This is a genomic window from Bryobacter aggregatus MPL3 (genome assembly GCF_000702445.1).
Taxonomy (GTDB): Bacteria; Acidobacteriota; Terriglobia; order Bryobacterales; family Bryobacteraceae; genus Bryobacter; species Bryobacter aggregatus.
On record NZ_JNIF01000003.1, the window covers coordinates 1169449 to 1193115 of the forward strand.

Below are 23667 nucleotides of genomic sequence, written 5' to 3' on the forward strand. Positions count from 1 at the left end.
GCGCTTAGCGCTTAAAGAACCACAACCAGAAGTACTGTTCCCCGGCGCCATGACGGTGCCGGGGTTCAAACCCACACCGCTCGCCAAGCTCTTTGGCTTGCTCGTCGCTGTAGCTCACTCCCAGCCAGGTATCGTCTGGCGTCGCCTGCATCCCCGTAAAACCCTGCACTTGAAACTTGAACAGAGCCCCCGGCTTGAGCAAACGGCTGACCTCACGCACATAAGTCTCGATCACTTCCTTTGAAGGAATGTGCTGGAAGACGATGGTCGAGAACGCAAAGTCGTAGCCGAGTTCGGGAAGCACGCTCAGATCCTTGCCGTTGTTCTGAAAGACATGGGCGTTCGGGTGATTCTCCAGCCCCTTCTTCGCCTGGGCAATCATCTCGCCGCTGACATCCACCGCATAGACTTCGCCAAAGAGATTGGCCAAAGCGCGTGTGACGCGGCCGGCACCGCAGCCGATCTCCAGAACCCGCATCTCCTTGGGGTCTTTGCCCTGGCAGATGTTGATCATGTCGGTGCGGATCTCTTCTTTCACGGTCTGTTCGCCGGAAGCGTAGAACTCCTCGTCGGTCCAATCCGTCTGCGCGGTCTGTACGTAGTGTTTGGCATTTTCGCGGGCACGGGCGTCCCAGTCCTCGCGCATTTTTGCCAGTTGCTGTTCAAGGTCCATCAAATCACTTATTTTAGAAGGAATGCTACCGCTAGTCTTGGCCCTCATGCTCGCCAGCGAAACGATTGAGAGTTTCGGTCAGAAGTGGAAGGTGCCTGATGCCGGGGATTGGGTCACCCGGAATGGCGTACTCACCATGCTCGTGGCACGGCCACAAGAGGCGAATCCCCGCTACCCCACGCAGTACGCCATCTTGCAGGATCGTGATTTTGACTCCTTTACGCTCGAGTGTGAAGTGAAGCGTGATATGGGCAGCCTGATCCTGGTCTATAACTGGCGTGACACCGCGCACTTCAACTATGTGCATCTGAGCGTCGATTCGCCCGAGAAGCAGATTGTCCACAACGGCATCTTCCACGTCTATGGATCCGACCGCTCGCGCATCTCAAAGGGTATCGGCGCAGGCAGTCTGCCGACGGCCGAGTGGACCAAGGTGAAGATGGACTACGACGCAAAAAGTGGCAGGATCGTGGTGGAAGTCGGTGGACAACGCTACCCATCGCTCGACGCAGTGGACGTGTCACTAACCACTGGCAAGGTCGGATTGGGTTCGTTCTTTGAGACGGCGCAATTTCGCAACTTCAAGGTCACGCCACGCTAAAGGGAATCTCAACGGTACCGCGTGACTCCACCGCTTGACCGCCAACGATGGCAGGCTCAAAGAGCCACTGCCGCACCGCCAGGATTGCCTGCTGATCAAGTTCCGGGTCGAGACTGCGCGCAACGCCAATCTCGCCGACTGTTCCATCCGGGCGAATCACAATCTGCAATCGCACTGGACCCTCAATCTTGCGTTCCCGCACAGACGCCGGATATTCCGCCTTCACTCTGTGGAGGACTTTGGGCGGGCGCAACGTGTTCTCGAGCATGGCCCCAGGATCCGCAAAGAATCATCCCACCTCAATGGTGGGCCGCTCCGGCGCAGGCCCGGAGCGCGGCAACTGAAACGCGATCTCAATCGTCGCCGCAGCCGCCACAGCTTCGCCATCCAGTTGGGCAGGCTCACAGCGCCACTGTTGCACCGCGGCAATCGCCTTCTGGTCGAGCCCCGGGTCCAGACTGTCCACCAACTCGACCTCGCCAATGCTGCCATCCGCGCGAATCACAACGCTCAAACGGACGAGGCCTTCGATTTTTTTCTCTCTCGCAGCGGCTGTGTACTCCGCCAACACCCTACTGAGGATCTGAGGAGGTTTGTCCCACTTTCGTTGCATGGCCGTAGGCTACCAGAAGATTTTCTCTCCGCCGCCGAGCGGCAACCCCAGAATGGCAGCGGAGTGAGGATCAAACTGGACAGGGATTTGCTTCTCCCAGAATCGCTTCGACACCTGCAGCCTCGGCACCAACAACTCCGGATTCTCCTTCGTGTTCTGACCGATCAACGCCCCGAGCGTGGTTCCGCTTCGTGTTGTGATCTCCTGCCCCTGGAGTGAAACCGTTACAAAGACAAGCAGCGCCACCTGCTGCGGCAGGACGATGCAGCGGGAGCGGAATTTCTCCGATTGGCAAAGGGCTGGGGTCTCTCGCAGAGCAGCGGTGTCAGTCTCCAGTTGCGCTTCGCTCCGCGCGGCCAGGAACAGCGAATCGCGATCGCTCGCACTCGCGCGAGTCAAGAAGAGTACGCGCTGGAAGACTGCCGCAGGATCCAGATGGAAGTAAGGGAAGCGGGAAGTCGCGGACTTCTCCACGGTATCGCCGAGATGAGACTCGGCCCCAAGCGGCTCAATCTTCGCGCCGCCTTGCGGGACCGGAGTCAGCGTATACCAAGCGATCTCGTAGCCCAGCAAATTCGCCGACGAACGCGCAGTGACCGAGAGCTGCCCATCCTGAGTTCCTTCCACCGCCTCAATCGCGCTGGAGCCGGGAGCGGCCCCTGCGCGCAGAATCGGACTGAGGACACGCATCCAGTTCCCAGGTCGCAAGTCGATGTAGCCCGCCGCACCGGTATCGGGATGCAGCAACCGATCCGCAACACCGAGGGGAAGAGGAAGGCTCCCGGCAACCAATTCGGCAAAGCCATTCGCCTCCCCAACGCCCAGACATCCTTTCGTCTGCAACTGCGCAGCCCAGGGCAGCAGCCATCCTGCAGGCGAAACGGCAAGCAGGTCTCGATCCACCTGCACTTGCAGACCACCGCGCCTGGCCCGGACAGCAACGCCATGCAGCGACTCCCAACAACTCGCCTGCACCGACTTCGAATCGAAGTGCAAGACACGCCGTGTCAGGCTGGCATGGGCCACTTGCGGCGGAATCAGCAAAGGCGGCGCCAGGCGATAGGTCTTCGGCGCACACCCGCAAATAGAAAGGCTGCAGTACAAGACTGCAGCCAGGCCCAACAAAGGTCGCTCCATTTAGAACAGCCGGAAATTGATCTCGACAGTCGCGTCCACGGCGATCGGATGACCATCCTTCTCCGCCGGCTGGAACTCCCACCGCTCGAGCGCCAGAATTCCCTGCGCATCGAGATCAGGATCAAGACTACGGAGCACCTGCACATCGCTCGCTTTTCCATCGATCCCAATGAGGATCCGGTAAATCGCAGTCCCGCGCACCTTTCGCTCGCGCGCATCTTCCGTATACTGCGGCTCCACCTTGTGGAGGACCCGCGGTGCCTTGTCCCATTTCTTTTCTGCCCGTTCCTGATCCTGGGCAATGCTCAGTTTGGGTGTAAAGCAAGCCAGCGCCACAAGCGTCAGCATTGCCAGACTTGCCGAAAGCACAGTGGCTCTACGGCGGGGAACGCGATCGTTCAACAGATGTTTCATTCGTTTCTCCAAGCTGCCCCGTCCGAGGCCAGCCATGGCAGGCTGCAACGAAGTCTCCGAGGCTAGCTCATATAGTGTCTGCGCGTACTCAATTCGATCCGATCCCTCTGCGAGAACACAGTCATCGCAAGCCCACTCCCGCAGACGCCGCATCTCGCGCAAGGCCAGCCAGGCGAAGGGCTGCAGCCAACAAAGGGCGACGATGACGGAGCCAACAAGATCCCAAAGAATGTCACGGCGCTCGCCGTGAGCCCGCTCGTGTGCCAGCACCCGGGCCAGACGGTCGCCAGTCCAACTGGCAGCATCGAGGGGAAGTAAAATGCGGGAACGGAAAAGCCCATAAGCAGCAGGGCCGGCGATCTCATCGCTATAGCGAAGCTCCTTGTCGCCACTGGCCCGCCGCCAGATGCGCAAGGCCGCGATGCGCGCGGACAGACACCACACCGTGATCGCACCGGCAATCAGCCAGTAGTAGGGAATCGCCAATGGCAGGCGCCCAGCAGCCCGCGCGATCCCTTGCGCCGCACCCGATTCCAGAACAAAGGAATGCGCAGGCCGGAGGGGCAACAGCCCAAGCAAGGGCAGCGTCAGCAAATACAGCAACCAAACTTGGAAGCGCTCTGCGGCGCTCAGTCGCGAAACCAGACGCAGTCCCAACCAGACAGCAGCCCCCAGCAGAGCGCCATTCCACCACAGGGTCCAGGTCATTTCCTGGCCCCCTTCCGGGCCTCATCGATCATCTGCGCCAGACGATCTAACTCCTCGCGCGACATCCGCGAAGCCGACTGGTCCAGCAGTGCCGCCATCGCCTTCTCCGCGGAGTTCTCATAGAAGGTGGCCAGCAGGCTCTTCAAGCTCGCCCTCGCAGCGCGGTCCTTGCTCTGCGCCGCTTCGTACTCATAGCGGCCCTCGACGAGCTTCGCCAGGATGTGCCCCTTCTCGGCCAGAATCCGCAGGAGCGTGCGCACCGTGCTGTAGCTCGAGCCATCGGCAAGCTCCTCGCGAATCTCCTGCGCCGTCAATTTTCCCCGGCGCAACAGAATCTCCATCAGCTCCCGCTCGCGCCTGCTGAGTTCCTTCATGCTAAGAAATTAACACCGGCAAGCAAAAACTACAATAGGCTTGTGTTAATTATTTAACAGGCTAACGGTAATGAATCTCGAACGGCTTGTTTGTAATGAAGAGTACGGTCACGTCGGCTTCCGCTGTCGCGCCGTGCTCCATCACTTCTCCCTCGGCAAACCAGACAAAATATCCGGGCCCGAAGTTGCCGCGATTCGTTACTAGCGTCCCTTCGATCACATACATGCCGTGCGCGCAAGGGTGTGTATGCAGCGTGTTGATCACACCGGCCGGATACTTCACGATGCGAATCTCCATGCCGGTGTCGGGGTCGGTCACCAGATTCTTGCGGTACAGCATCTTGCCAAGATGCGCATTGAAGCGCTCCTCCCAAGGGAGGGCAACCGTGTCGAGAGCGAGAAACGTTGAGTCTTCCATCTCTTAATACTTGCAGGCCGCCGCGTTGTTCTTCACGAAGTAAGAGCGGTAATTCTTGGCCTTCGCATCCATACAGCCCACCAGATTCAGCAACTCTACTTTGCGAAACTGCACCGGATGGCTCTCGCTCTGCAAGGAAATCGAACCCTCCGTCAGCAGCTTGCCATCCTGCTTCACCGCCGGGTCGGCATGGAGCACGTTGCCGCCGCCAATCTGCGGATGCTCATACTTCAGAACCGTCTCGCCGTTCACCCGATGCTCAATGCTTTCGCTGCCGTGGACGATCGCCTCAACACGCACCCACTGGTCGCCGTCATAGGTCTTCGAGGAAGAGTTCAGGCAATGCGAGGTGAACAGTTTGCCGTCCCGCTCCACGTTGGTCCCGGGCGTACAGAGATTCGCCGTGCTCCGCGGCCCTTTGCCTAAACCGCCGAGCAACTGTACTTCGATCGAGATCGGAAAATCCTGATCCTTCTGCATCGTGCTGGCAGGCTGTCCATGCACCATGATGCCGCTGTTACGCGTCGCCCAGCCTGGGCCATCCTTGGCCTGGTCTCCGATGAACCGATACTCCACCGCAATGATGTAGTACGAGAAGTTGTCCTTGTAGAACAGATGGCCAAACTTGCCCGCGCCATTCTTGTCCAGAAACGAATCATAGCCCTCATAGCCAACGCTCAGATAGCCATCCGTCACGCGGAAGGTATTGGCGAAGTTCTCGCCCACCGCATAGCCGGAGATCTTGGGCGTCCAGCCCTTCAGGTCTTTCCCATTGAAGAGTTGGACCCAATCTCCCTTCTGTTGTGCGGACAGGCCGAGAGCCAACATAAAAAAAATTCCAAAGAGCTTCACGTCGAAAAGTATATCTTCCTTGAGCAACATGGTAAGAAGTTAAGAATGATTTTGCGCAGACGAAGCTTCTTGATGGGTGCGGCCGCGCCGCTCCTGGCTCAATCCTCAGGGGACACCATTCCCACCGCGATCATCGGCATCGGAGGGCGAGGCACCGGACTCCTGGACGGCATTTTGAAGCAACCGAATGCAAAGGTCGTCATGGTTTGCGACAACAAACCTGACCGCCTGGACAAAGCGGCAACCACTGCCGCAAAATCAAACCCGAAGGCCACCGCGGACTGGCAACGCGTCATCGACAACAAAGACGTCCAGGCCGTCTACATCGCCACCCCGCCGCATCTGCACGCCGAGATGGCGATCGCGGCCCTCAAAGCAGGCAAGCATGTCTATTGCGAGAAGCCGATCGGACTCACCCCCAGTTCCATCCGCGACCTGATGGCCGCCGCCAAGGCGAGTGGGAAGGTCTTCCAGGCCGGGCAGCAGTTGCGTTCCATGGTCCAGTTGAACGACGCTATTCGCAAAATCCAGGACGGCGTCATTGGCGACATCCTCTTTGTCAAAGCGCAACGCCACGCCTCAGCAGACCTGAAGTACGACGGCAGTTCCGGCGACTGGTACTTCGACCTCAAGAAATCGGGCGGCTATCTCGTCGAGCAATCGGTCCACAATCTGGACCTCTGCAATTGGGTGATCGGCAATCATCCCACCCGCGCCGCGGGCTTTGGCGGCATCAATCTCCACAAGAACGAACCAGCCGGGCGCGACATCTACGATCATCAAAATCTGATCTACGACTATCCGAACGGCGTCACGCTGTCCTTCACCCAGCTGGTCTATCACCCGCGCAACATGCCCGCAGGCAACCAGTACGTCAATGTTTACGGCAGCAAGGGCTCCGTTGAGCTGATGGGGTCGATGAACTTTTACAGCAGCGACGGCACCCAACAGACCTTGCTCTCGCCGAAGGTGGAGGAGAACCCCGATGCGCACACGGTCGCATTCTTTAGCGCCATCCAGAAGGGGACTCCGAATCCCGCCGACATCAACGTGGGAGCCACTGGCGCACTCACCGCCATCCTGGGCAACGAAGTCTGCCGCCAGGGCAAAGTACTGCAGTGGTCCGATTTGGGAGTGAAGGTCTAGAACAGCTACAAGGTGGAGTCGATCACCATCTGCAGAATCGTGTGGTACTCGCTCGGCGAAATGCTGCGGCTTCCGTCTTGATCGAAGTCCACTTTGTGGGCGACGACAAGATTCATCACCGGCAGGACCGTGATGTATTGGCCATTGGCCCCCATTGCGCTGTAAGCGTTTTGATAGGGGCCAGTCAAGGTTCCCGGCCAGTCTGGCGCGTCCCACACCCACCAAAGCATTCCGTAGCCCCAGCAGCCGATTTGAGTCTGGAAGGCGCCGATGGTCATCGGATGGATATCGCGCGAAGGGGTCACGAGTGTTGTAACTCTCTTGGCCCAACCCGCCGGCATGATCTGCTTCCCATTCCAGTTGCCGTCAGACAGCATCAACAATCCGAGCCGCGCCATGTCGCGCGTCGAAAGATACATCGCGTACTCCGGATGCCTGGTAATTGGCATCTCATCGTTCTTTCGTTGCAACGCCCGGTCAAGTCCTGCTCGAGAGCGACGAAGATATCCTTTCCGGTTTCCTTCTCAAATGCGGTTCCTACCGCGTTAAAGTCCCAGTTGTGATATTGAAAATAGGTGCCCGGACCTTGCGATCCGCGGCGGGAAGCAAGCACCGTCAATCCCTCGTTCGCCGTCGGCAAATAGATGCCGGAGCGCGCGGTCAGGAGATGGTAGAGGCGAGCCTTCTTTTCGATGGGTAAGAACGGGGAAACGTCAGTGAGCCCCAGTTGTTCGACGGTCAGATCGAGATCGATCTGATACTTCCCGTACAGCATTGCCAGAATGCTTTTGCGAACCGAGGCGACCTTGCTGACACGCTTCAAATCGCCAGACTCAAAAATCACCCGGCATCGAACTGAAACCTGCATCGCGGTCGTCTTCTGGGTTTTCAGCAAACCCGCAACACTTCTAGCTTCTCGCTCGAATAGTCTTCTTCTTCAGGCTTTACCGTCGTCCAGTTTGTTTCCGGGAAGGAAGTCTTGGCGCTTTGCGCCCAACTCATGCCGGCCATCACCAAGCCACATGCCGCCAGACACTTCCGTTGAGAAAGAGCCCGCATCGTGCCCGGGATCTTATCAGAATGCCTAAGTCCGAAACAGCACCTTCTCATTGTTGAAGATGCGCACGGCCAGGGCAAAACAAAGCACGGCATAGGACAGATTCGCCAGGTTCGTGATCGCGAAGGAGACAAGCGGAACATCGCCCTGCAAAATGCTCTTCAACAACTGGCTCGCGTTGAAGATGGGCACCAGGCTCAGGGCCGGGCTCAGTTCCATGCCCGGCAGTCCGCCCAACAGTGACGGGAAGATCGCCAGCATGATCAGCGGCGTTAGATAGCTCTGTGCTTCCTTGAAACTGCGGGCGCGCAGGGCAATCGAGATCATCAACGCCCCAGCCATCACCGCCACCGGCAACAGCGTCAGCAGCACCAATCCAATCGTCGAGACATCTGTCGGAACATTGCCAACCATCTTCTCCATGCCCTTCATCGTGCCGCCTCCCCGTTTCAAACTGAGGAAGAGGCTCGTCGTGGTCAGCACTGCAGTGAGATAGGTGGCCGTAACGCAGGCAAGAATCTTTGCGAGCACGATGTCCGTACGCCGCGCAGGGCTGGCCAGCAGAGTCTCGATTGTCTTGCGTTCCTTTTCTCCTGCCGTCATATCGATCGCCGGATACATGCCTCCCGAGAACATCAGCAGAATCACCACGTAGCCCAAAATGCTGCCCAGCATGAAGCCGCCCATCTTGCGTTCGCTCGCCACATTTTCGCGCTTCACCGTAAACGGCGTGAGGACACTCGCATCCAACTTCACCTCGCGCAACTTCTCGACTACAAGTGAATCCCGATACTCCGACAAGGCACTCCGTAGCTTGTCAGCGGCCATGCCGCTTGCCTGGCGCGTGCCCTCGGCATAGATGGTGAGCGACTTCTGATCGGCCGACACGCTCAGTCCGGTCGCGGCCGTCTTATTTGCCACGGCACTCGCCACATCAGGCACCTCCACTCGCTGCAAACCGCTCTTCGCAATCGGAGCCAGAAAGACCTCGGGGATGGAGCCGGCCACAATGGCAACCGTGGTAGCCTCCGTCGCCGCCTTCTTCTCGGCCTCTCCCATAAAGCGTCCCACCACCCCAAAAAGAAGTGGGAACACCACCATCGGCAACAGCACCATGCTGATCAGCGTGCGGCGATCGCGCAGCAACTCAGTCAGTTCTTTGCGATACACCGTCCACGTGACGCTCCGATTCATGCGGCTCTCTCCAGTTCCAACAAGTCGAGGAAGATCTCACGCAGGCGTTGCTTTCCTGTGGCCGCACGAAGCTCATCCATGCTGCCGCAGATCTTCAGTTGTCCATGATTGATCACGGCGATGCGATCGCAAAGATACTCGGCTTCTTCCATGATGTGAGTCGAATAGACAATGCACTTGCCATTCCGCTTGGCCTCGAGAATACACCTCTCGATGATGCGGGCGGTGGGTAAGTCGAGCATCGCCGTGGGCTCATCGAGAATCAACACCGGCGGATCATGCACCAGCGTCCGCGCGATCGCCGTCTTCTGCTTCATGCCGCTCGAGAGCTTGTCGCAACGGATGTCGGCAAAGCTACCCATGTCGAGCCGGGCGATGAGTTCTTCCGTGCGGCTCATCAGGCGGGCCTCAGGCACCTCGGCCAGGCGTCCGAAGAAATGCAGAATCTCACGCGGCGTGAGCCGCGCATAGAGGCCCATGTCGCCGGTGAGAAAACCAATCTGCCGCCGCACTTCGGCCGGAGCTTGCGAGATCTCAAAACCATTTACCGTCACGCTACCGGCACTCGGCTCGAGCAGCGTTGCGATCAGACGCAGCGTCGTGCTTTTCCCCGCGCCATTCGGACCCAGCAGGCCAAAGATCTCGCCCTGCCCAACGGAGAAGCTGACCTTGTCCACAGCCAGAAAATCTCCACGCTTCGCATCGTGGAAGGAACGGCTGAGCCCTTGCACTTGTATCATGAGTCCCTTGATTGTAACGGAGCGAGCGTAATGCGGCGCTCGTCTTCTCCTCCATGCTCCAGACGGATAGCCAGGATATCCCGGGGCCAGAGAGCCGGAAAGCGCTCGCCCCATTCGATGAGTGTGAGCGCATTGCGATCGAGCAATTCATCAATGCCCAAGGACAACACTTCCTGCTCGCTCTCCAGCCGGTAGAGGTCAATGTGGAAGACCCGCGCCGGGTTGCCATACTCATGAATCAGCGGAAAGGTAGGGGAGGAAACATCGTCGCGCAGCGCAGCGCCACGCGCCTCGGCAATGCCTTTCACGAGTGTCGTCTTCCCTGCCCCTAGATTGCCGATCAACAGCACGGCCCCTCGCTGGGGCAGCAACGCCGACAGCTCGTGACCAAGCGCAATCGTCTCTTCTTCGCTACGGGTACGATAGTTCATGCAGTGCCTCCGGCAGATATTCGCACAGTGTCGAGGCCAGCGAGGTCATCTCGTGCTGGTGCTGTGCAGCAAGTTCTCCACAACGTCCATGCAAATAGACCGCCGCAATCACCGCGGTCTTCGTATGGTCGCGATACTGACTCAGTAGCGCCGCCGTCAGGCCGGTAAGCACGTCGCCCGAGCCCGCCTTCGCCAATGCGGGAGAGCCCGTCGGATTGATCCATGTCTCGCCATCCGGAAAGGCAATCACCGTGCGATCACCCTTCAGAACAACAATGCAATGGCTTCGTTTTGCCAACTCTCTGGCATCCTCAATCCGGTCAACAATATCCCGTCCGAGCAAACGCTTCATCTCGCCCGGATGCGGCGTCAGCACACGCGGGAACGAAGCCGCCTCCGTCAGCGGAGACAGTAGATTCAGCGCATCCGCATCCAGCACCAGCGGCGCGGGCCAGTGGAGATACAGATCCGCCACCAGTTTTTTCTTGTCTGCATCCTCACCCAGCCCCGGACCAATCGCCAAAACACTTTTTCCCTGAAGCGTTTTGGGGATGTCCTGCCAGCGGCCCATCATCAAATCCGGCAGGAGCGGCACAAAGCCCGCATCGGGAGAATACAGCGTCACCAAACCTGCGCCCGCGCGAATCGCCGTAGTCCCCGCCAGATTCAAGGCCCCATGCTTGCCACTAGCTCCACCGAGAATCGCGACATGGCCAAAGCTGTTCTTGTAGCTGGCCGCCGCGCGCGGTGCCCCCACCGGCTGCAGATCCGCACGCGTGGTGAGTTGTAACTGCGAGTGCAGCACCGGCAATCCAATCGGAACTACAACCAGTTCGCCCATCGGCTGCAATACCTGCAATAACTTCGGCGCTTCAAAACTCACAGTCAAATCGGCCTGGACCGCCCCGCTCGGAATATCCACGGCCACCCGCGTGGCAATGGGTAAAGCATTGATCTGCGCCACCAGACTCGCAATCGGTTCGCGCGGCGCGCCGCTGGCCCCAGTGCCCAACAAGGCATCGATCGCCAAAGTAGTTACCGCCAAGTCGAGCGGAATCTGCATCGTGTACGGAATGCCGAGCGCTTCCAGCATCTTCAATTGCCCGGTCGCACTCTCCGTCATGTCTTCCACATCGAAGGCGAGAATCACCTTGAGCCATGCCGGCCGGTGGTGCACGTGCAGCAAGCGAGCCAGGGCAAGGCCATCGCCCCCATTGTTCCCCTTGCCGCAGAAGATGGCGATCCGTTGCTTCTCGAGCGGCGCATAGCGGCGCTCTAGCTCGCGCAGCACGCCATAGGCAGCATTCTCCATCAGAATCACCGCCGGAATTCCGGCTTTCACTGCCGCCGCATCCGCAGCGCGCATTTCTTCAGGACTCAGGATTTTCACTTGTTCACCTCAGGGACGGCGTGCAATCAAAAGCGTCATATCGTCTTGGAGATCCGGCGATCCGGTCCATTGCTCCACAGCAGCCATCACTGCTTCGATGATTCCCTGGTCACTCAGATGGACATTCCGCTTGACCAATTCGATCAGACGATCTTCGCCGTACATCTCGCCATAGTCATTCTGTGGCTCTGAGATTCCATCGGTGTAGAGCAGCAGAAAATCTCCCGGCTCGAGCGCCACTTCACTTTCGCCATACTTTGCAAAGGGAAAAGCGCCCACCACCATACCGTCCACATTTAAGAGAGTAGCCTCGCCTTTGCGAATCAGAATCGGCGGCAAGTGGCCCGCATTCGTATAACGCAGCTTCCCGCTTGTTTCATCGAAGATGCCGAGAAAGAAGGTAGAAAACTTCTCCGGCGCCGTGTTTGCATAAAGCTGCTTGTTCAGCTCCGTCACCGTTTGCGCACAGTTGAGATCGGCACTGGAGGTCTGGATCCGCGACCGGAAACTCGATTGCACCGTTGCCATCAAAAGAGCCGCCGAAATTCCTTTGCCCGCCACGTCGCCCATCGAAAAACAGATCTCATGCTCGGACAAGCGATGGAAGTCAAAGTAGTCACCAGAGACCATGCGCGCCGGCTGATAATGCGCCGTCAGACAGATCTCTTTTGACTCTGGGACAAACTTCGGATAGAGCTGCCGCTGCACCTCACGAGCAATCTCAAGCTCAGCATTCAGGCGCTCATTCTCTTTGGCCACCTGAAGCAGTTTCTCCAGGTTCTCCGTCATGCGATTGAACGAATCGCTCAACTGCGCCAACTGATCTCGTCCGGTCAGTGGAATGCGGTGCGAGAAGTCACCTTCCATCACACGGTTGGTGCCTTCATACAAATCATGCACGGCGACGGTGATTGTACGCGTCATCTTCACGCCAATGACTAGCGCGACAATCTCAAAAAGCAGAAACAGCGACGACGCAAAGAGCAGGGAGTTCAAGAGCGAGTTCTGTTCCTGTTGCGTCGCGAAAATGACACCCACCACCGCGAAAAAGCGAGTGCGCAACATCAGAATGCCGTCACTCTCCTGTGCCGGAGCCTCCCAGACATGCACAGGCACAACTGTGAACCAATTGAGCTGGATGTCTGCCGCATTGACCGGAGTGGGAATCGACACCTCCCCCACCGCGGTCCGATTCCGCTTCTGCCTGCGCAGGCGCACGCGCCCTTCCGCTTCACTCGCGGAGCCACGCAGGGAAACCGCGCCCAAATGCGGCACCAGGCTCGACAGGTAGGCGCCCGAGAGCGGAGCCAGCGCAGTCACTTCACCGTCCGTACTCTTCACATGCGCCCAAATGTAATACTCGTTGTCTTTGCGAAGGATCCCGGCGGCATCCTTTGTCCCGGCCGGAGGTTTCTGGATGCTGGCATCTTCCGGATAAACATACGAGTCCGTCTGGTCCAGACGAATCTCGAAGTTCGGAAAGCGATCCGTAAAGTAATCCCCCAGCCGCTCAATCGAGGCAACGCGCCGTTCCGCAGGAACACGCAAGACCGATTCCGCGGCCCCGCGCAAGGTGCCAATCTGGCGGTCGAGTTCGCTATTGATCAAATAGGTCGCCATCTGGCCTGTCGCCAGATAAGTCGCAATCCCGCATAATGTCAGCAGCAGCAGCAGCGGAACAAGTGCGATGAAGATGTACGAGACGATGAGGCGATTGCTGAGCCGCCAGATCACACTGCGCAAGAGCAGACGGCTAATCCGTAAGATCGCCACCGGAGCGGTGGCGATCAGTCCCATCAACACCAGCGCGAAACCGACATCCCCCAACCCACCCGTCAGAGAGCCCACGACAAATACCAGAAAGAACACCGCAAAAATGCGCTCCCACCAGCCAACACGGCTGAGGGCTTCGCGGACAGTCAAGCTGCGAGGGGGTGCGAGAAGCGGTGTCACACGCGAGAGCTGGCGATGGCGGGAGTTGTCACTTCAGCCTCGGGCAGCAGAACCTCCGGATTCAAGTATAGATTCGTCAGACCATCCCGCAGCATCTGGAAAGCTGTGTCGACGTCGTCTGCAAATTGAAACAGTTCCAGATCCTCCGGGCTGATCATTCCATACTCAACCAGGGCATCAAAATTGAGAATCTTCTGCCAGAAGGTGGTGCCATAAAGAACCGTCACCATCTTCTTGCGCAGCTTCCGGGTCTGGGTGAGAGTCAGTAACTCCATCAACTCATCGAGGGTCCCAAAACCACCAGGGAACACCACCATGGCCTTCGCCAGATAGGCGAACCAGAACTTGCGCATGAAGAAGTAGTGAAACTCAAAGCTCAGATCGGGAGTGATGTACGGATTCGGAAACTGCTCCATCGGCAAGCCGATATTCAGCCCGATAGTGCTGCCCCCTGCCTCGCTCGCGCCCCGATTGGCCGCTTCCATAATGCCGGGACCACCGCCCGTACAGACGACAAATTTCGATTCGTCCCGATCAAGGCTCATGGACCATTCCGTCAGGCGGCAAGCCAGTTCCTGGCATTCTTTGTAATAGCGCCCCATCGAACTGGTTTCAAAGCCCTCGCTCTCCGGAGACGGAATGCGTGCCGAGCCAAAGAAAATGATCGTGTCGTGAATCTGGTGCAGCCGAAACTCACGAAGTGGATCGAGATACTCCGATAAAATCCGGACACTCCGTGCTTCGGGAGAGTGCAGAAACTCCTCTTTCTGATACGCAAGAGGATCTTTATAGCGACGATTTTCAGCCATTCGTGGACTTACCTTCTTCTAAAGCTTTCAATCTGGTCTCGAGGTCGCGCAGATGGCGGACCATCTCGCCCAGCTTCGGAAACGCGGTCACGGCCCGCCGCCATTCCCGGTAATCAAACGCCGGTGAACCCGAAACAATCGTGTCCTGTGGAACATCATGTCCAATACCGCTCTGAGCGTACACAACCGCATTGTCGTGAATCGTCAGATGGCCAGAGACGCCCACCTGTCCGGCCAGCAGCACCGACTTCTTCAGAATCGTCGACCCAGCCAGCCCAACCTGAGCACAGAGAATATTGTCTTCGCCCACCACACAGGCGTGTCCGACCTGCACGAGGGAATCGACTTTCGCTCCACGCTTGATACGTGTTTCACCCATCGTGGCGCGATCGATATTACTCAGCGCCTGAATCTCAACATCGTCTTCGAGAACCGTGACTCCCGATTGCACAATCTTGTGATGCGTGCCATCGGCGCCCTTGGCAAAGCCAAATCCATCGCCGCCAATGACCACATGATTCTGCAGAATCACCCGGTGCCCCACACGGCAGAACTCCCGCACCACAGCATGCGAGTGGGCGAGAAAGTCATCACCGATGCTGGCTCCCTCATAGATCACGACATGGGGATGCAGAATCGCGTTCTTACCAATTTTCACCTTCTCGCCAACCGAGCAAAAGGGGCCAATCCTCGCCCCCTCCCCAATCTCGGCGCTGGCCGCAATGTGGGCGAGGGGCGAGATGCCAGGCGCGGGTTGCGGCGCCTGATAGAACAGTTCCAAGGCGCGCGCAAAATCGAGATAAGGATTGGAGGAAAGAAGCGTCGGCAACAGCGCACTCGGCTGCGCCGCAATGATCGCGCTGGCCTGCGTATCTTTCACCTTATGGGCATATTTGGGGTTGGCCAAAAAGGTGAGTTGGCCCACCGCAGCCTGCTCCATGCCACTGAGGGAATGAATTTCGGGGTCACTCTCGCCCGCCACGCGACAGCCAAGCTGAGCCGCAATCTCAGAAAGACGCATACCCTATTATGAAGCGCGTCTAGCGGGCTCGGGCAGCACAATCCTGCGAACAATAGGCGCCAGCAATCAGCCGATCGCCGGGAGTATAGGTTCCACAAACAACACATTTTTTGAGTGGCGTGCCTGTTGGCCCCTGAGACGGAGGAGGCGCTTGCGAGGAACTTGGATTTGGGCCGCTCTTGGCAGCTTCCGGATTGACCATGTCCTTCACCTCTCGAGTGATCATCGCGATGATGGCACGCACAAACGCCGCTGCAATGGCGGCAACCAAAAGCCCGATGAGTGCGCGGATCATCCCTTTAATGTAGCGCCCACAGCACCTCCAGAGAGCAAAGATCCACGCTCCACCGATTCCTGCCGCAAATTAGGGCGAAGATCGCGAGAGACAAAACCTGAGAGGGAGGCGCATTTTCCTCTGAACCACCTCAAATCCCATTGCGCCCAATAGACTCCTCCAGACTTTAAGAATAAAACCGTAAACAAACTGCCTCCTCTTGCCCATTTTCCTGCGCATTCCCCATGAGCTGTGCCAGCACAGCTCAAGAATCTAAGTAATTATAATTACTACTCATGCAATTTTACCCTAGATCAAAATCTTACTTGAACACAAATCAGATGAATGTTATTTTTTACCTAAGCTGCAGCCTTCTATATTTAAGTATTCAGACAAACAAAAATAGGAACATCACTTGCACCAGATTAACCAACAATTTCGCCGACTCTCCTCGGCATTCTGCATGAGAGCAACGCTGATCACATCTCTCTTGTTCTGTTCTGCAGCTTACGGAGGTACACTTCAAATCACCGGCGTCGATACCTCTCGCGGTGGAAGCGTCTATTTTCTGGAGAATGGCGAGCTCACTCTAGGTTACGCCGGCGTCATCCAAGGCATTTACAACGGAAATTCGATCGACACCCTCTTTTGCGTTGATCTCTTTACTCCGATAAATTTTGATGACTACGAATCTCGCCTCGTTTATCCTCACAGTGAGCGATCAGAGGATCGTGTCGCCTGGCTGCTGAATACACGCTTGACTGACATCAACAGCCCAAACTATGGAATTGCATTACAATTGGCGATTTGGGACATTATCCACGACGGTGGTGACGGATTAGCAACTGGTTCAATTCAGGCATCTTTCAGCGGATCTCCCGCCAATCAAACACCTACTGAAATCATTACGCTGGTAAATCTATTCCTTGCCGAAAGCTTGGGAATGTCCTCGACCAACGCAACGATCTTCATCAATACATTGACGAGCAACAACACGCCAGCACAAAATCTGATTGGGTCGTTCCGGCCTGAGACCACTTCCGACGTGCCCGAACCCGCAAGTATTGGATTCGCCGCCTTCGGACTCATCGCTCTTTGTCTCGCCAGAAAGCGCAAAGATCCCAACTGCTAGGGTGAATCCAGCATCGCGCGCCAGGTGTTGCCCTCGCTCCTACTCGCGCGATGCTCGCCCTCATCCTAGGGCTCGATAGAGATTTTCCCGCCCGGGTGATGCTCCGCTGCCTGATGAGCTTGCTGAATATCGCGCAACGGAAAATAATGCGCAATCGGAACCTGAAACAGGCCCTCACGAATATCAATGGCAAGCTGTGTCAGACGGTCTGGATCGGAATGCGCAAAGATGCTCCGCGCATCGATGGAAGTGCCAGGGGGTAAATCCGGTTTTCCCACAACCGAAGCCAGTACTCCGCTCTTCTTCATTCGCCAGATCAGCTTCGACAGGAGGGGGCCACCGACTGTGTCGGCAATGGCATCCAGTTCCGGCAGCGCCCCAATCTCTTTCTCATCGTCCATTGCCAGTACCGCGCTGGCCCGAAGCAATTGTGCTTCTTCCCGCTGTGCCGCCCGGACTCCCGCAACGACAATCGCCCCATGCTGCATTGCGACATGAACGGCGACACGGCCCACGCTCCCCAAGGCGCCTGTCACCAGAACCCGCATCCCTTCTTTGACATGAACCCCACGTTCCATCAGTTGAGCCCCCGTCATGCACACCAAGGGCAGAACTCCGACTTCACTTGCAGTCATCCCATCTGGAATCCTGGTGAGAGCATCTGAGGGAATAGCCACAAGATCGGCATAGCAACGATCCGTCAGGCCCATCACCAGATCCCCTGGGCCAAAGCCCGTCACGTCCTGACCGACGGACAGCACCTCACCCGCAAGATCACGCCCGAGAATGGCCGGAAACTTCAGCGGCATCAAGGCCTTGAGCGCGCCACTCCGCAATTTATAGTCAATTGGATTGACGCTTGTGGAGATCACTCGCACCAGTACCTCCTTCGGGCCGGGTTTGGGGTCTGGCGCATCCTCATACTGCAGTACTTCTGGGCCTCCGTACTGGTGGATCTGTGCGGCTTTCATATTTCGGCTCCTCTGTAGGCGTAGATCTGACATAAAGTGGAGATCTCTACGGCCCGAGTGTTTCGGAGTCCGGCTGAAAATCGGCTTTTGCGCGAAATTCGCCCATTTCGCAAACGCTTTCTATAATCTTTCATTGGTTGTAGTCGGTACTAGGACTTTCATGATAGATTTGGCGGCACTATGAAGGTTCATTCAGCTTTCCAAGTTTTGAAGCGCCAGATTGGGGTCTTGGCCTGTAGTGCTCTATTTGCAACTGGACTCTACGCGCAAGGCGTCAACAGTAGCATGGTCGGGACCGTTACCGATCCCTCAGGAGCCGTAGTTCCAGGCGCGCAAGTCACTGCTCGAAACGTCAATACTGGCGTCCGGGCCACCGCAAACACAGACGGGACCGGCAATTTCCGTGTTCCTTACCTACAACCCGGACAGTACACGCTCGAGGCACAGGCCGGCGGCTTCAAGCGATTCATCCGCAAAGACATCAGCCTCGAACTCGACCGGGAACTCCGCGTCGATGTCGCCCTGGAAACAGGCCAGGCCAGCGAATCAATCAGCGTCACCGCTGAGGCGGCGATGGTGCAAACCGAAACCGGCGCGCTCAGCACCACCGTCGAGAACCGGCAAGTCGTCAATCTCCCCCTGCAGGGCCGCAATCCCCAGGAATTGAAGAATCTCTCTGCCGGCGTCATCAAGAACCGCGACGGCGACATCATCACCAACGGCGGCATGGTGCGCAAGGATCCCTATTACATCGACGGCGCACACAGCTCCAACCACGTCTGGAGCGGCACCCCCGTCAATCCAAACCCGGACGTCGTCTCTGAAGTGAAGGTTGTCACCAACAGCTTCTCGGCCGAGTATGGCCAGACCAGTGGCTCCGTGATGCTCGCCAATACCAAGAGCGGCACCAATGAGTTCCACGGCACCCTGTTCGAGTTCTTCCGCAACAACGTACTGAACGCTGGCAACTACTACACCGGCCAGAAGCCGATCGTTCGCTACAACCAGTTCGGCGGCACCCTCGGCGGCCCGGTCATCAAGAACAAGACCTTTGCCTTCGGCGGCGTCCAGATCAACCGCCAGCGCGGCACGACGGTTTTTAATAACCAGACCTTGCCGCTCGAAGCCTTCCGCCGCGGCGATTTCTCCAGCATCCTCGGCGAGAGTCTCGGCACCGACCTTCTCGGACGCCCGGTTTTCCGGAACCAGATTTTCGATCCTGCGAGCGCACGCACAGTGAAGAATGCTTCCGGCGCCGATGTGGTCGTTCGCGATGCCTTTGCTGGTAACGTCATTCCGATGAGCCGTTTGAGCCCGGCCGCATTGAAGCTGCAGTCCTACTATCCGCTGCCCCAGACAGGCAGCGTGAGAAACAACTACAGTGCATCCGGCTCGAATGTGACCAATCAGTACGCCATCGACCTCAAGGTAGACCACAACTTCTCCGACAAAGACAAGTTGATGGGCCGTTACTCCCAGACGGGTAACACCCAGCTCATGCCCCAGTTGTTCAACGAAATGATCGGTGGCGGAAGCTCCTATGGAACCAATAGCTTGAACACCGCTCGCCAGGCCGTCTTGAACTATGTCCGCATCATCGGCTCCCGTACGACGAACGACCTCCATCTCTCCTACTTCCGCACCTTCCCCAAGCGCTACAACGCAGGTTACGGAAAGCTGAGCCAGGCCGATCTCGGCATCATGGGCATGAACACGGCGAACGAGAAGAAGGGCGCCCCCCTGATCGAATTCGGTGGCACGGGTGGCTTCACTGCCCTCGGCAGTCCTTCCGGATCGCTGCTGCTCGAAAAGCAGGAGAGCTTCGCCCTCGTCAACATCACCACTCTCGTCCGTGGCAGCCACACCATTAAGTTTGGCGGCGAAGTTCGCAAGCTGCGCACCGACAACATCCAACCCCAACCGGATAATGGCCGCTTCTTCTTTAATAACGTCTTTACGGACCAGCGCGGCTTCAACAATACCGGCTACGACTACGCGAGCTTCCTGCTCGGTTTGCCGCAGTCCTACACCTACGAGAATTACCCCGGCTACATTTCGCCCCGCACCTCGGTTTACGCCGTCTTCGTGCAGGATGACTACCGCGTCAACAAGAAGCTCACCTTGAACCTCGGCCTCCGCTGGGATGCACCTCTCTACTGGAACGAGCGCAAGAACCGCAGCGGCGTCTTTGATCTCGATCAGAAGCGCTTCATCCAATTCGGCACCAACGGCTTCCGCACCACCAACTGGAATCAGGACTACAACAACTTTGGTCCGCGATTTGGCTTTGCTTACTCTCCTTTCGCCAAGAACTCGACGGTCGTTCGTGGCGGCTACGGCATCTTCACCATCAGCCAGCAGGGCTTTGGACAATCGGGCGGTCTGCCTCGTCAACCGATCTTCGCCGACGCCGATGCCGGTCGCTACACGAGCGTAGACCTGATCAACCCGAAGACCACGCTCGACCTGATTCCATACACTCCTGCCGACAAGACCGGTAGCAACGCTGTCTCGGTTGGCATCTATCCGGCCAACAATCCGGTTTCCTACTTCCAGCAGTGGAACCTGAACATTGGCCACCAGATCTCCAGCTACTTCTTTGAAGCGGGTTACGCAGGGAGCAAGGGCACCCACCTTCCCTACGGCAACTACAACCTCAACGCCATCCCGCCCAGCATGGCTCCGGCAGCTCAGGGCCGCTTCATCGCTCCCTATGTCGCCTATCCGCAGTACCCGAACGGCGTCACCGTCAACACCTCCATCGGCTCCTCGAACTACAATTCGCTGCAGGTGAAGGTGGAACGCCGCTTCGCCCAAGGCTTCGGCTTCCTCGCCGCTTACACCTTCCAGAAGACAATGGCTGTCGGGGATCTCGGCTATCGCGATCCTCTCGGCAACCGCAATCTCGATTACGGGATCGAGCCGAATAGCGCTCCCCACCGCTTCACCATCGCCTACACCTATGCCCTTCCCTTTGGCCGTGGCCATCGTTGGCTGACCAACGGGATTGCATCCCAGGTGCTGGGCGGTTGGGAATTCAATGGAATTACCACGCTCCAGAGCGGCTTCCCGCTCACCGTCACCACGGCGCAGAACCAGTGCCAGTGCGGCGCGATCAACCGTCCGAACGTCTCACGCAGTCCTGTTCTCAGCAGCGACAAGCGCTCGGTCAACCAGTGGTTCGACACGGGCGCCTTCAGCATTCCCGCGCAGTTCACGATCGGCAATGCCGGCCGCGGACTCTTCTTCGGCCCTGGCCTGGTCAATCACGATCTCAACCTCGGCAAGCGTTTCGCCACGCCGATGTTGAGTGAACGGTCGAATCTGGAATTCCGCGCGGAGTTCTACAACCTCACCAATACGCCTTATTTCGCCAACCCAGGTACCTCGCTCGGCGGCAACAACTTCGGCGTGATCACCGGGGTTTCAGGCTCCTCACGCACCATCCAGATGGCGCTGAAATTCAATTTCTAGCGCCCGCTGGGTAGATACGGATTCGATGATCGGTGAAGGTCAGGCCGGGCAACGGCGTGGCCTTCCTCATATGACAACTCAAGCAATTCGTGTTCTCCACCCGGGGACACGCAGAAGAAGCAACCGGTGCCAGGGCATGACAGCCTTGGCACTTTTTTTCGTATGCGGGTTTCTCTGCTTGCGGGCGGCCATGCGGATCGTGGCAAGTCGTACAACTCATCTTTCCGCTGGCGGCAAAACACTTGCTTGCCGTCAGCCCCACCGGAGCAAAGCGAATCGACATGGGGTCCGACACTTCTGGTCGCAGCCGATCGAGCGCCTTTGGGTCTGGCATACGGTGGCACTCGGCGCAAGCCTCGACACTTGCATCCCGGCGAATATTCCTGCGGCTTGGAGCCTGCACATGATTGCCCGCCGCTCCATGACAACGCTCACACTGGATGCCGGCCTGCATCCCGGAGAGATCCGGCCCTGGACGGACATTCGTCGCGTGGCAGTTGAAACAGCGAAAGATCGTCCCGGCAGTCTGTGCCTGGCCCAGAGCCGCCGTAGCGGTGGCGGGCTTTGCAATCGGATGTCCCATCGTCATCCCCGGCCGCTGTAAGTTCGAATACCAGGAAACGCGATGCTCAAAGTAGGCTCCATCCCTCTGCCCCACCGGCGTGAAGGCCAACATCCCAGCCCCAAAGATCCAGTCGAGAGTCGCCGTCCGTGAGTCCGCATCCCGCCGCACCTCCACCTGGAATCCCGTCTCAGATTTCGAGTAATGTAACTCTACCCCGCTCCGCTCTACCACCGGGCGGTCCATCAAATCGGCAAAGCGACTCCCGGCAGCCGGGCGAAGAGCCCGCTCGTGGAAACTCGCCGCATGGCGGCGGCTCTGTTCGGCATGGCACGGCACACAAGATTTTGAACCAACAAAATCCTGTGCGAGAAGACCACCGGCAATGAGAATCCAAAGCACCCGCTGCACCTATTCAGTCTATTCGGGGCCTCCCTCAAATAGAAAAAGCCCCGCACCTGGCGGGGCCTTTTCAAGCGACTCAATGCTTAGTGGATCAGCTTGTGCGGATCGATCACAAACTTCCGCGCCGCGCCCCTGTCGAAGTCGTGATAGCCCTTCGGTGCATCATCAAGACTGATCACCGTCACGCCCACGGCCTTCGCCGGCTTCACCTTTTCATACAGAATGGCGTTCATCAGATTGCGATGGTACTTCATCACCGGGCACTGCCCCGTGCAGAAGGTATGCGACTTGGCCCAGCCGAGACCGATGCGAATGCCCAGCATGCCAATCTTCGCGTTGGCGTCGACACCACCTGGATCGCCCGTCACATAGAGCCCCGGAATCCCGATCGCGCCGCCCGCTTCCGTCACTTCCATCAGAGAATTCAACACGGTCGCCGGACGCTCCACACCAGCTTCGGAACCATGTCCGCGCGCTTCAAACCCAACGCAATCCACGGCACAATCCACTTCTGGAATGCCGATGATCTGCGCAATCTGCTCACCGAGCGTCGCATTCTTTTTCAGATCGATCACTTCGCAACCGAAGCTCTTCGCCTGAGCGAGACGTTCATCGATCATGTCTCCGACAATCACACAAGCCGCACCCAGCAACTGGCAGCTTGCCGCGCAAGCAAGGCCAACCGGCCCGGCGCCCGCAATATAGACGATCGAACCCGGCCCGACACCCGCCGTCACCGCGCCATGATAGCCGGTGGGGAAGATATCGCTCAAAAGCGTCAAGTCGCCGATCTTCGACATCGCCCGGTCACGATCCTGGAACTTCAGTAAGTTGAAGTCGGCGTAGGGCACCATGACATACTCGGCCTGCCCGCCGATCCAGCCGCCCATGTCGACATAGCCATAGGCTGCGCCGGGACGTGCCGGGTTCACATTCAGGCAGATGCCCGTCTTGCCAGACTTGCAATTCTTGCAACGTCCACAGGCGATATTAAAGGGGACACTGACCAGGTCACCTTTCTTGATGAACTCGACGTCGCGGCCGCATTCGATCACCTCACCCGTAATTTCATGCCCCAGCACAAGACCGATCGGAGCCGTCGTTCTGCCACGCACCATGTGCTGGTCACTGCCGCAAATGTTCGTCGCTACAATCCGGAGGATCACGCCATGTTGGCAGGGACGAACGCCACCTCCTGGGAGGTCCAGTTCCAATTTCGGAAAATCAATGGTCTGGACCTCGACCTTGCCAGGTCCCATATAAACTACGCCACGGTTGGATGCCATAGGTACGCAATCACATCACAGCCAGCCACTCC

The 23667-nt window shown here is 57.8% G+C and carries 26 protein-coding genes; 4 read left to right on the forward strand and 22 right to left on the reverse strand.

Translation table 11 applies throughout. The annotated features are described in order from the left end of the window. Positions 1-4: 4 nt before the first annotated feature. Entirely contained in the window at positions 5-673 is a 669-nt protein-coding gene (locus tag M017_RS0105755) for a class I SAM-dependent methyltransferase (RefSeq protein ID WP_031496494.1), read from the reverse strand. A 22-nt stretch (positions 674-695) separates the two neighbouring features. Here M017_RS0105755 and M017_RS0105760 point away from each other — a divergent pair, with 22 nt between their 5' ends. Beyond that, positions 696-1274 carry a hypothetical protein gene (locus tag M017_RS0105760; RefSeq protein ID WP_155121261.1) on the forward strand — a complete coding sequence of 193 codons (579 nt, stop codon included), beginning with the start codon at positions 696-698 and terminating at the stop codon, positions 1272-1274. Here M017_RS0105760 and M017_RS0105765 read toward each other — a convergent pair. The 7 genes from M017_RS0105765 to M017_RS0105795 all read right to left on the reverse strand — a co-directional run bounded on the left by M017_RS0105765 (position 1261) and on the right by M017_RS0105795 (position 5790). Beyond that, positions 1261-1542: an energy transducer TonB gene (locus M017_RS0105765; protein ID WP_031496497.1), complete on the reverse strand. Its 282-nt coding sequence runs from the start codon at positions 1540-1542 to the stop codon at positions 1261-1263. The genes M017_RS0105760 and M017_RS0105765 overlap by 14 nt on opposite strands. A gap of 21 nt (positions 1543-1563) precedes the next feature. Next, positions 1564-1887, reverse strand: a complete 324-nt coding sequence (locus M017_RS0105770; protein WP_080507529.1) for an energy transducer TonB — start codon at positions 1885-1887, stop codon at positions 1564-1566. Between the two features lie 9 nt (positions 1888-1896). Then, complete coding sequence (locus tag M017_RS0105775) at positions 1897-3024, reverse strand: hypothetical protein (protein ID WP_031496501.1); 1128 nt, start codon at positions 3022-3024, stop codon at positions 1897-1899. Beyond that, entirely contained in the window at positions 3025-4146 is a 1122-nt protein-coding gene (locus M017_RS0105780) for a M56 family metallopeptidase (protein WP_031496503.1), read from the reverse strand. It abuts the gene before it with no gap. Continuing rightward, positions 4143-4520: a BlaI/MecI/CopY family transcriptional regulator gene (locus M017_RS0105785; RefSeq protein ID WP_031496505.1), complete on the reverse strand. Its 378-nt coding sequence runs from the start codon at positions 4518-4520 to the stop codon at positions 4143-4145. The genes M017_RS0105780 and M017_RS0105785 overlap by 4 nt, the downstream gene beginning before the upstream one ends. Positions 4521-4581: 61 nt before the next feature. Then, positions 4582-4938, reverse strand: coding sequence for a cupin domain-containing protein (locus M017_RS0105790; RefSeq protein WP_031496507.1), 357 nt, complete (start codon positions 4936-4938; stop codon positions 4582-4584). Between the two features lie 3 nt (positions 4939-4941). Continuing rightward, positions 4942-5790, reverse strand: a complete 849-nt coding sequence (locus M017_RS0105795) for a 3-keto-disaccharide hydrolase (RefSeq protein ID WP_031496508.1) — start codon at positions 5788-5790, stop codon at positions 4942-4944. A 45-nt stretch (positions 5791-5835) separates the two neighbouring features. Here M017_RS0105795 and M017_RS0105800 point away from each other — a divergent pair, with 45 nt between their 5' ends. Further along, on the forward strand, positions 5836-6936 hold the full coding sequence (locus M017_RS0105800; protein WP_080507530.1) for a Gfo/Idh/MocA family protein: 1101 nt from the start codon (positions 5836-5838) through the stop codon (positions 6934-6936). Between the two features lie 5 nt (positions 6937-6941). Here M017_RS0105800 and M017_RS27425 read toward each other — a convergent pair whose 3' ends face one another. From M017_RS27425 to M017_RS0105850, 11 genes are read right to left on the reverse strand one after another with little or no spacing between them, the layout of a single operon-like run. After that, the gene (locus M017_RS27425; RefSeq protein ID WP_162179845.1) at positions 6942-7355 is read right to left on the reverse strand and encodes a serine hydrolase domain-containing protein; all 414 of its coding nucleotides are present in this window, start codon (positions 7353-7355) and stop codon (positions 6942-6944) included. Then, positions 7313-7804, reverse strand: a complete 492-nt coding sequence (locus M017_RS27430) for a serine hydrolase (RefSeq protein ID WP_155121263.1) — start codon at positions 7802-7804, stop codon at positions 7313-7315. The genes M017_RS27425 and M017_RS27430 overlap by 43 nt, the downstream gene beginning before the upstream one ends. Positions 7805-7824: 20 nt before the next feature. Further along, positions 7825-7995 carry a hypothetical protein gene (locus M017_RS29155; protein ID WP_155121264.1) on the reverse strand — a complete coding sequence of 57 codons (171 nt, stop codon included), beginning with the start codon at positions 7993-7995 and terminating at the stop codon, positions 7825-7827. A 25-nt stretch (positions 7996-8020) separates the two neighbouring features. Then, positions 8021-9187, reverse strand: coding sequence for an ABC transporter permease (locus M017_RS0105815; protein ID WP_031496511.1), 1167 nt, complete (start codon positions 9185-9187; stop codon positions 8021-8023). Further along, a complete protein-coding gene (locus M017_RS0105820) occupies positions 9184-9927 on the reverse strand; it encodes an ABC transporter ATP-binding protein (protein WP_031496512.1) in 744 nt (247 codons plus the stop codon). The genes M017_RS0105815 and M017_RS0105820 overlap by 4 nt, the downstream gene beginning before the upstream one ends. Then, on the reverse strand, positions 9924-10358 hold the full coding sequence (gene tsaE / locus M017_RS0105825) for a tRNA (adenosine(37)-N6)-threonylcarbamoyltransferase complex ATPase subunit type 1 TsaE (protein ID WP_031496513.1): 435 nt from the start codon (positions 10356-10358) through the stop codon (positions 9924-9926). Before tsaE ends, M017_RS0105820 begins: the two co-directional genes overlap by 4 nt. Beyond that, on the reverse strand, positions 10339-11748 hold the full coding sequence (locus tag M017_RS0105830; protein WP_031496515.1) for a bifunctional ADP-dependent NAD(P)H-hydrate dehydratase/NAD(P)H-hydrate epimerase: 1410 nt from the start codon (positions 11746-11748) through the stop codon (positions 10339-10341). Before M017_RS0105830 ends, tsaE begins: the two co-directional genes overlap by 20 nt. A gap of 9 nt (positions 11749-11757) precedes the next feature. Next, the gene (locus M017_RS0105835) at positions 11758-13671 is read right to left on the reverse strand and encodes a PP2C family protein-serine/threonine phosphatase (protein ID WP_162179846.1); all 1914 of its coding nucleotides are present in this window, start codon (positions 13669-13671) and stop codon (positions 11758-11760) included. Positions 13672-13697: 26 nt separating this feature from the next. Continuing rightward, entirely contained in the window at positions 13698-14510 is an 813-nt protein-coding gene (locus M017_RS0105840) for an LOG family protein (RefSeq protein WP_031496519.1), read from the reverse strand. Beyond that, a complete protein-coding gene (gene lpxD, locus M017_RS0105845) occupies positions 14503-15531 on the reverse strand; it encodes a UDP-3-O-(3-hydroxymyristoyl)glucosamine N-acyltransferase (protein ID WP_031496521.1) in 1029 nt (342 codons plus the stop codon). The genes M017_RS0105840 and lpxD overlap by 8 nt, the downstream gene beginning before the upstream one ends. A gap of 19 nt (positions 15532-15550) precedes the next feature. Further along, a complete protein-coding gene (locus tag M017_RS0105850; protein ID WP_031496522.1) occupies positions 15551-15826 on the reverse strand; it encodes a hypothetical protein in 276 nt (91 codons plus the stop codon). A gap of 442 nt (positions 15827-16268) precedes the next feature. Here M017_RS0105850 and M017_RS0105855 point away from each other — a divergent pair, with 442 nt between their 5' ends. Continuing rightward, a complete protein-coding gene (locus tag M017_RS0105855; protein WP_031496523.1) occupies positions 16269-16937 on the forward strand; it encodes a PEP-CTERM sorting domain-containing protein in 669 nt (222 codons plus the stop codon). A gap of 65 nt (positions 16938-17002) precedes the next feature. Here the strand turns inward: M017_RS0105855 and M017_RS0105860 are convergent, their stop codons facing one another. Continuing rightward, positions 17003-17908, reverse strand: a complete 906-nt coding sequence (locus M017_RS0105860) for an NADP-dependent oxidoreductase (protein WP_031496524.1) — start codon at positions 17906-17908, stop codon at positions 17003-17005. A 285-nt stretch (positions 17909-18193) separates the two neighbouring features. Between M017_RS0105860 and M017_RS26340 the strand changes: the two genes are divergently transcribed. After that, positions 18194-21382: a TonB-dependent receptor gene (locus M017_RS26340; RefSeq protein WP_162179847.1), complete on the forward strand. Its 3189-nt coding sequence runs from the start codon at positions 18194-18196 to the stop codon at positions 21380-21382. On the opposite strand, the gene M017_RS0105870 is transcribed toward M017_RS26340, so the two are convergent. After that, a complete protein-coding gene (locus M017_RS0105870; RefSeq protein WP_031496525.1) occupies positions 21372-22355 on the reverse strand; it encodes a multiheme c-type cytochrome in 984 nt (327 codons plus the stop codon). The two genes, M017_RS26340 and M017_RS0105870, sit on opposite strands and share 11 nt — an antisense overlap. 77 nt (positions 22356-22432) lie before the next feature. Then, positions 22433-23635 carry a formaldehyde dehydrogenase, glutathione-independent gene (gene fdhA, locus M017_RS0105875; RefSeq protein ID WP_031496526.1) on the reverse strand — a complete coding sequence of 401 codons (1203 nt, stop codon included), beginning with the start codon at positions 23633-23635 and terminating at the stop codon, positions 22433-22435. Between the last annotated feature and the right edge of the window lie 32 nt (positions 23636-23667).

Coding starts and splice junctions, on each gene's coding strand:
- M017_RS0105755 (WP_031496494.1), bottom strand. CDS start 673: ATGGACCTTGAACAGCAACTGGCAAAAATGCGCGAGGACTGGGACGCC.
- M017_RS0105760 (WP_155121261.1), top strand. CDS start 696: ATGCTACCGCTAGTCTTGGCCCTCATGCTCGCCAGCGAAACGATTGAG.
- M017_RS0105765 (WP_031496497.1), bottom strand. CDS start 1,542: ATGCTCGAGAACACGTTGCGCCCGCCCAAAGTCCTCCACAGAGTGAAG.
- M017_RS0105770 (WP_080507529.1), bottom strand. CDS start 1,887: ATGCAACGAAAGTGGGACAAACCTCCTCAGATCCTCAGTAGGGTGTTG.
- M017_RS0105775 (WP_031496501.1), bottom strand. CDS start 3,024: ATGGAGCGACCTTTGTTGGGCCTGGCTGCAGTCTTGTACTGCAGCCTT.
- M017_RS0105780 (WP_031496503.1), bottom strand. CDS start 4,146: ATGACCTGGACCCTGTGGTGGAATGGCGCTCTGCTGGGGGCTGCTGTC.
- M017_RS0105785 (WP_031496505.1), bottom strand. CDS start 4,520: ATGAAGGAACTCAGCAGGCGCGAGCGGGAGCTGATGGAGATTCTGTTG.
- M017_RS0105790 (WP_031496507.1), bottom strand. CDS start 4,938: ATGGAAGACTCAACGTTTCTCGCTCTCGACACGGTTGCCCTCCCTTGG.
- M017_RS0105800 (WP_080507530.1), top strand. CDS start 5,836: ATGATTTTGCGCAGACGAAGCTTCTTGATGGGTGCGGCCGCGCCGCTC.
- M017_RS27425 (WP_162179845.1), bottom strand. CDS start 7,355: ATGTATCTTTCGACGCGCGACATGGCGCGGCTCGGATTGTTGATGCTG.
- M017_RS27430 (WP_155121263.1), bottom strand. CDS start 7,804: ATGCAGGTTTCAGTTCGATGCCGGGTGATTTTTGAGTCTGGCGATTTG.
- M017_RS29155 (WP_155121264.1), bottom strand. CDS start 7,995: ATGCGGGCTCTTTCTCAACGGAAGTGTCTGGCGGCATGTGGCTTGGTG.
- M017_RS0105815 (WP_031496511.1), bottom strand. CDS start 9,187: ATGAATCGGAGCGTCACGTGGACGGTGTATCGCAAAGAACTGACTGAG.
- M017_RS0105820 (WP_031496512.1), bottom strand. CDS start 9,927: ATGATACAAGTGCAAGGGCTCAGCCGTTCCTTCCACGATGCGAAGCGT.
- tsaE (WP_031496513.1), bottom strand. CDS start 10,358: ATGAACTATCGTACCCGTAGCGAAGAAGAGACGATTGCGCTTGGTCAC.
- M017_RS0105840 (WP_031496519.1), bottom strand. CDS start 14,510: ATGGCTGAAAATCGTCGCTATAAAGATCCTCTTGCGTATCAGAAAGAG.
- lpxD (WP_031496521.1), bottom strand. CDS start 15,531: ATGCGTCTTTCTGAGATTGCGGCTCAGCTTGGCTGTCGCGTGGCGGGC.
- M017_RS0105850 (WP_031496522.1), bottom strand. CDS start 15,826: ATGATCCGCGCACTCATCGGGCTTTTGGTTGCCGCCATTGCAGCGGCG.
- M017_RS0105855 (WP_031496523.1), top strand. CDS start 16,269: ATGAGAGCAACGCTGATCACATCTCTCTTGTTCTGTTCTGCAGCTTAC.
- M017_RS0105860 (WP_031496524.1), bottom strand. CDS start 17,908: ATGAAAGCCGCACAGATCCACCAGTACGGAGGCCCAGAAGTACTGCAG.
- M017_RS26340 (WP_162179847.1), top strand. CDS start 18,194: ATGGTCGGGACCGTTACCGATCCCTCAGGAGCCGTAGTTCCAGGCGCG.
- fdhA (WP_031496526.1), bottom strand. CDS start 23,635: ATGGCATCCAACCGTGGCGTAGTTTATATGGGACCTGGCAAGGTCGAG.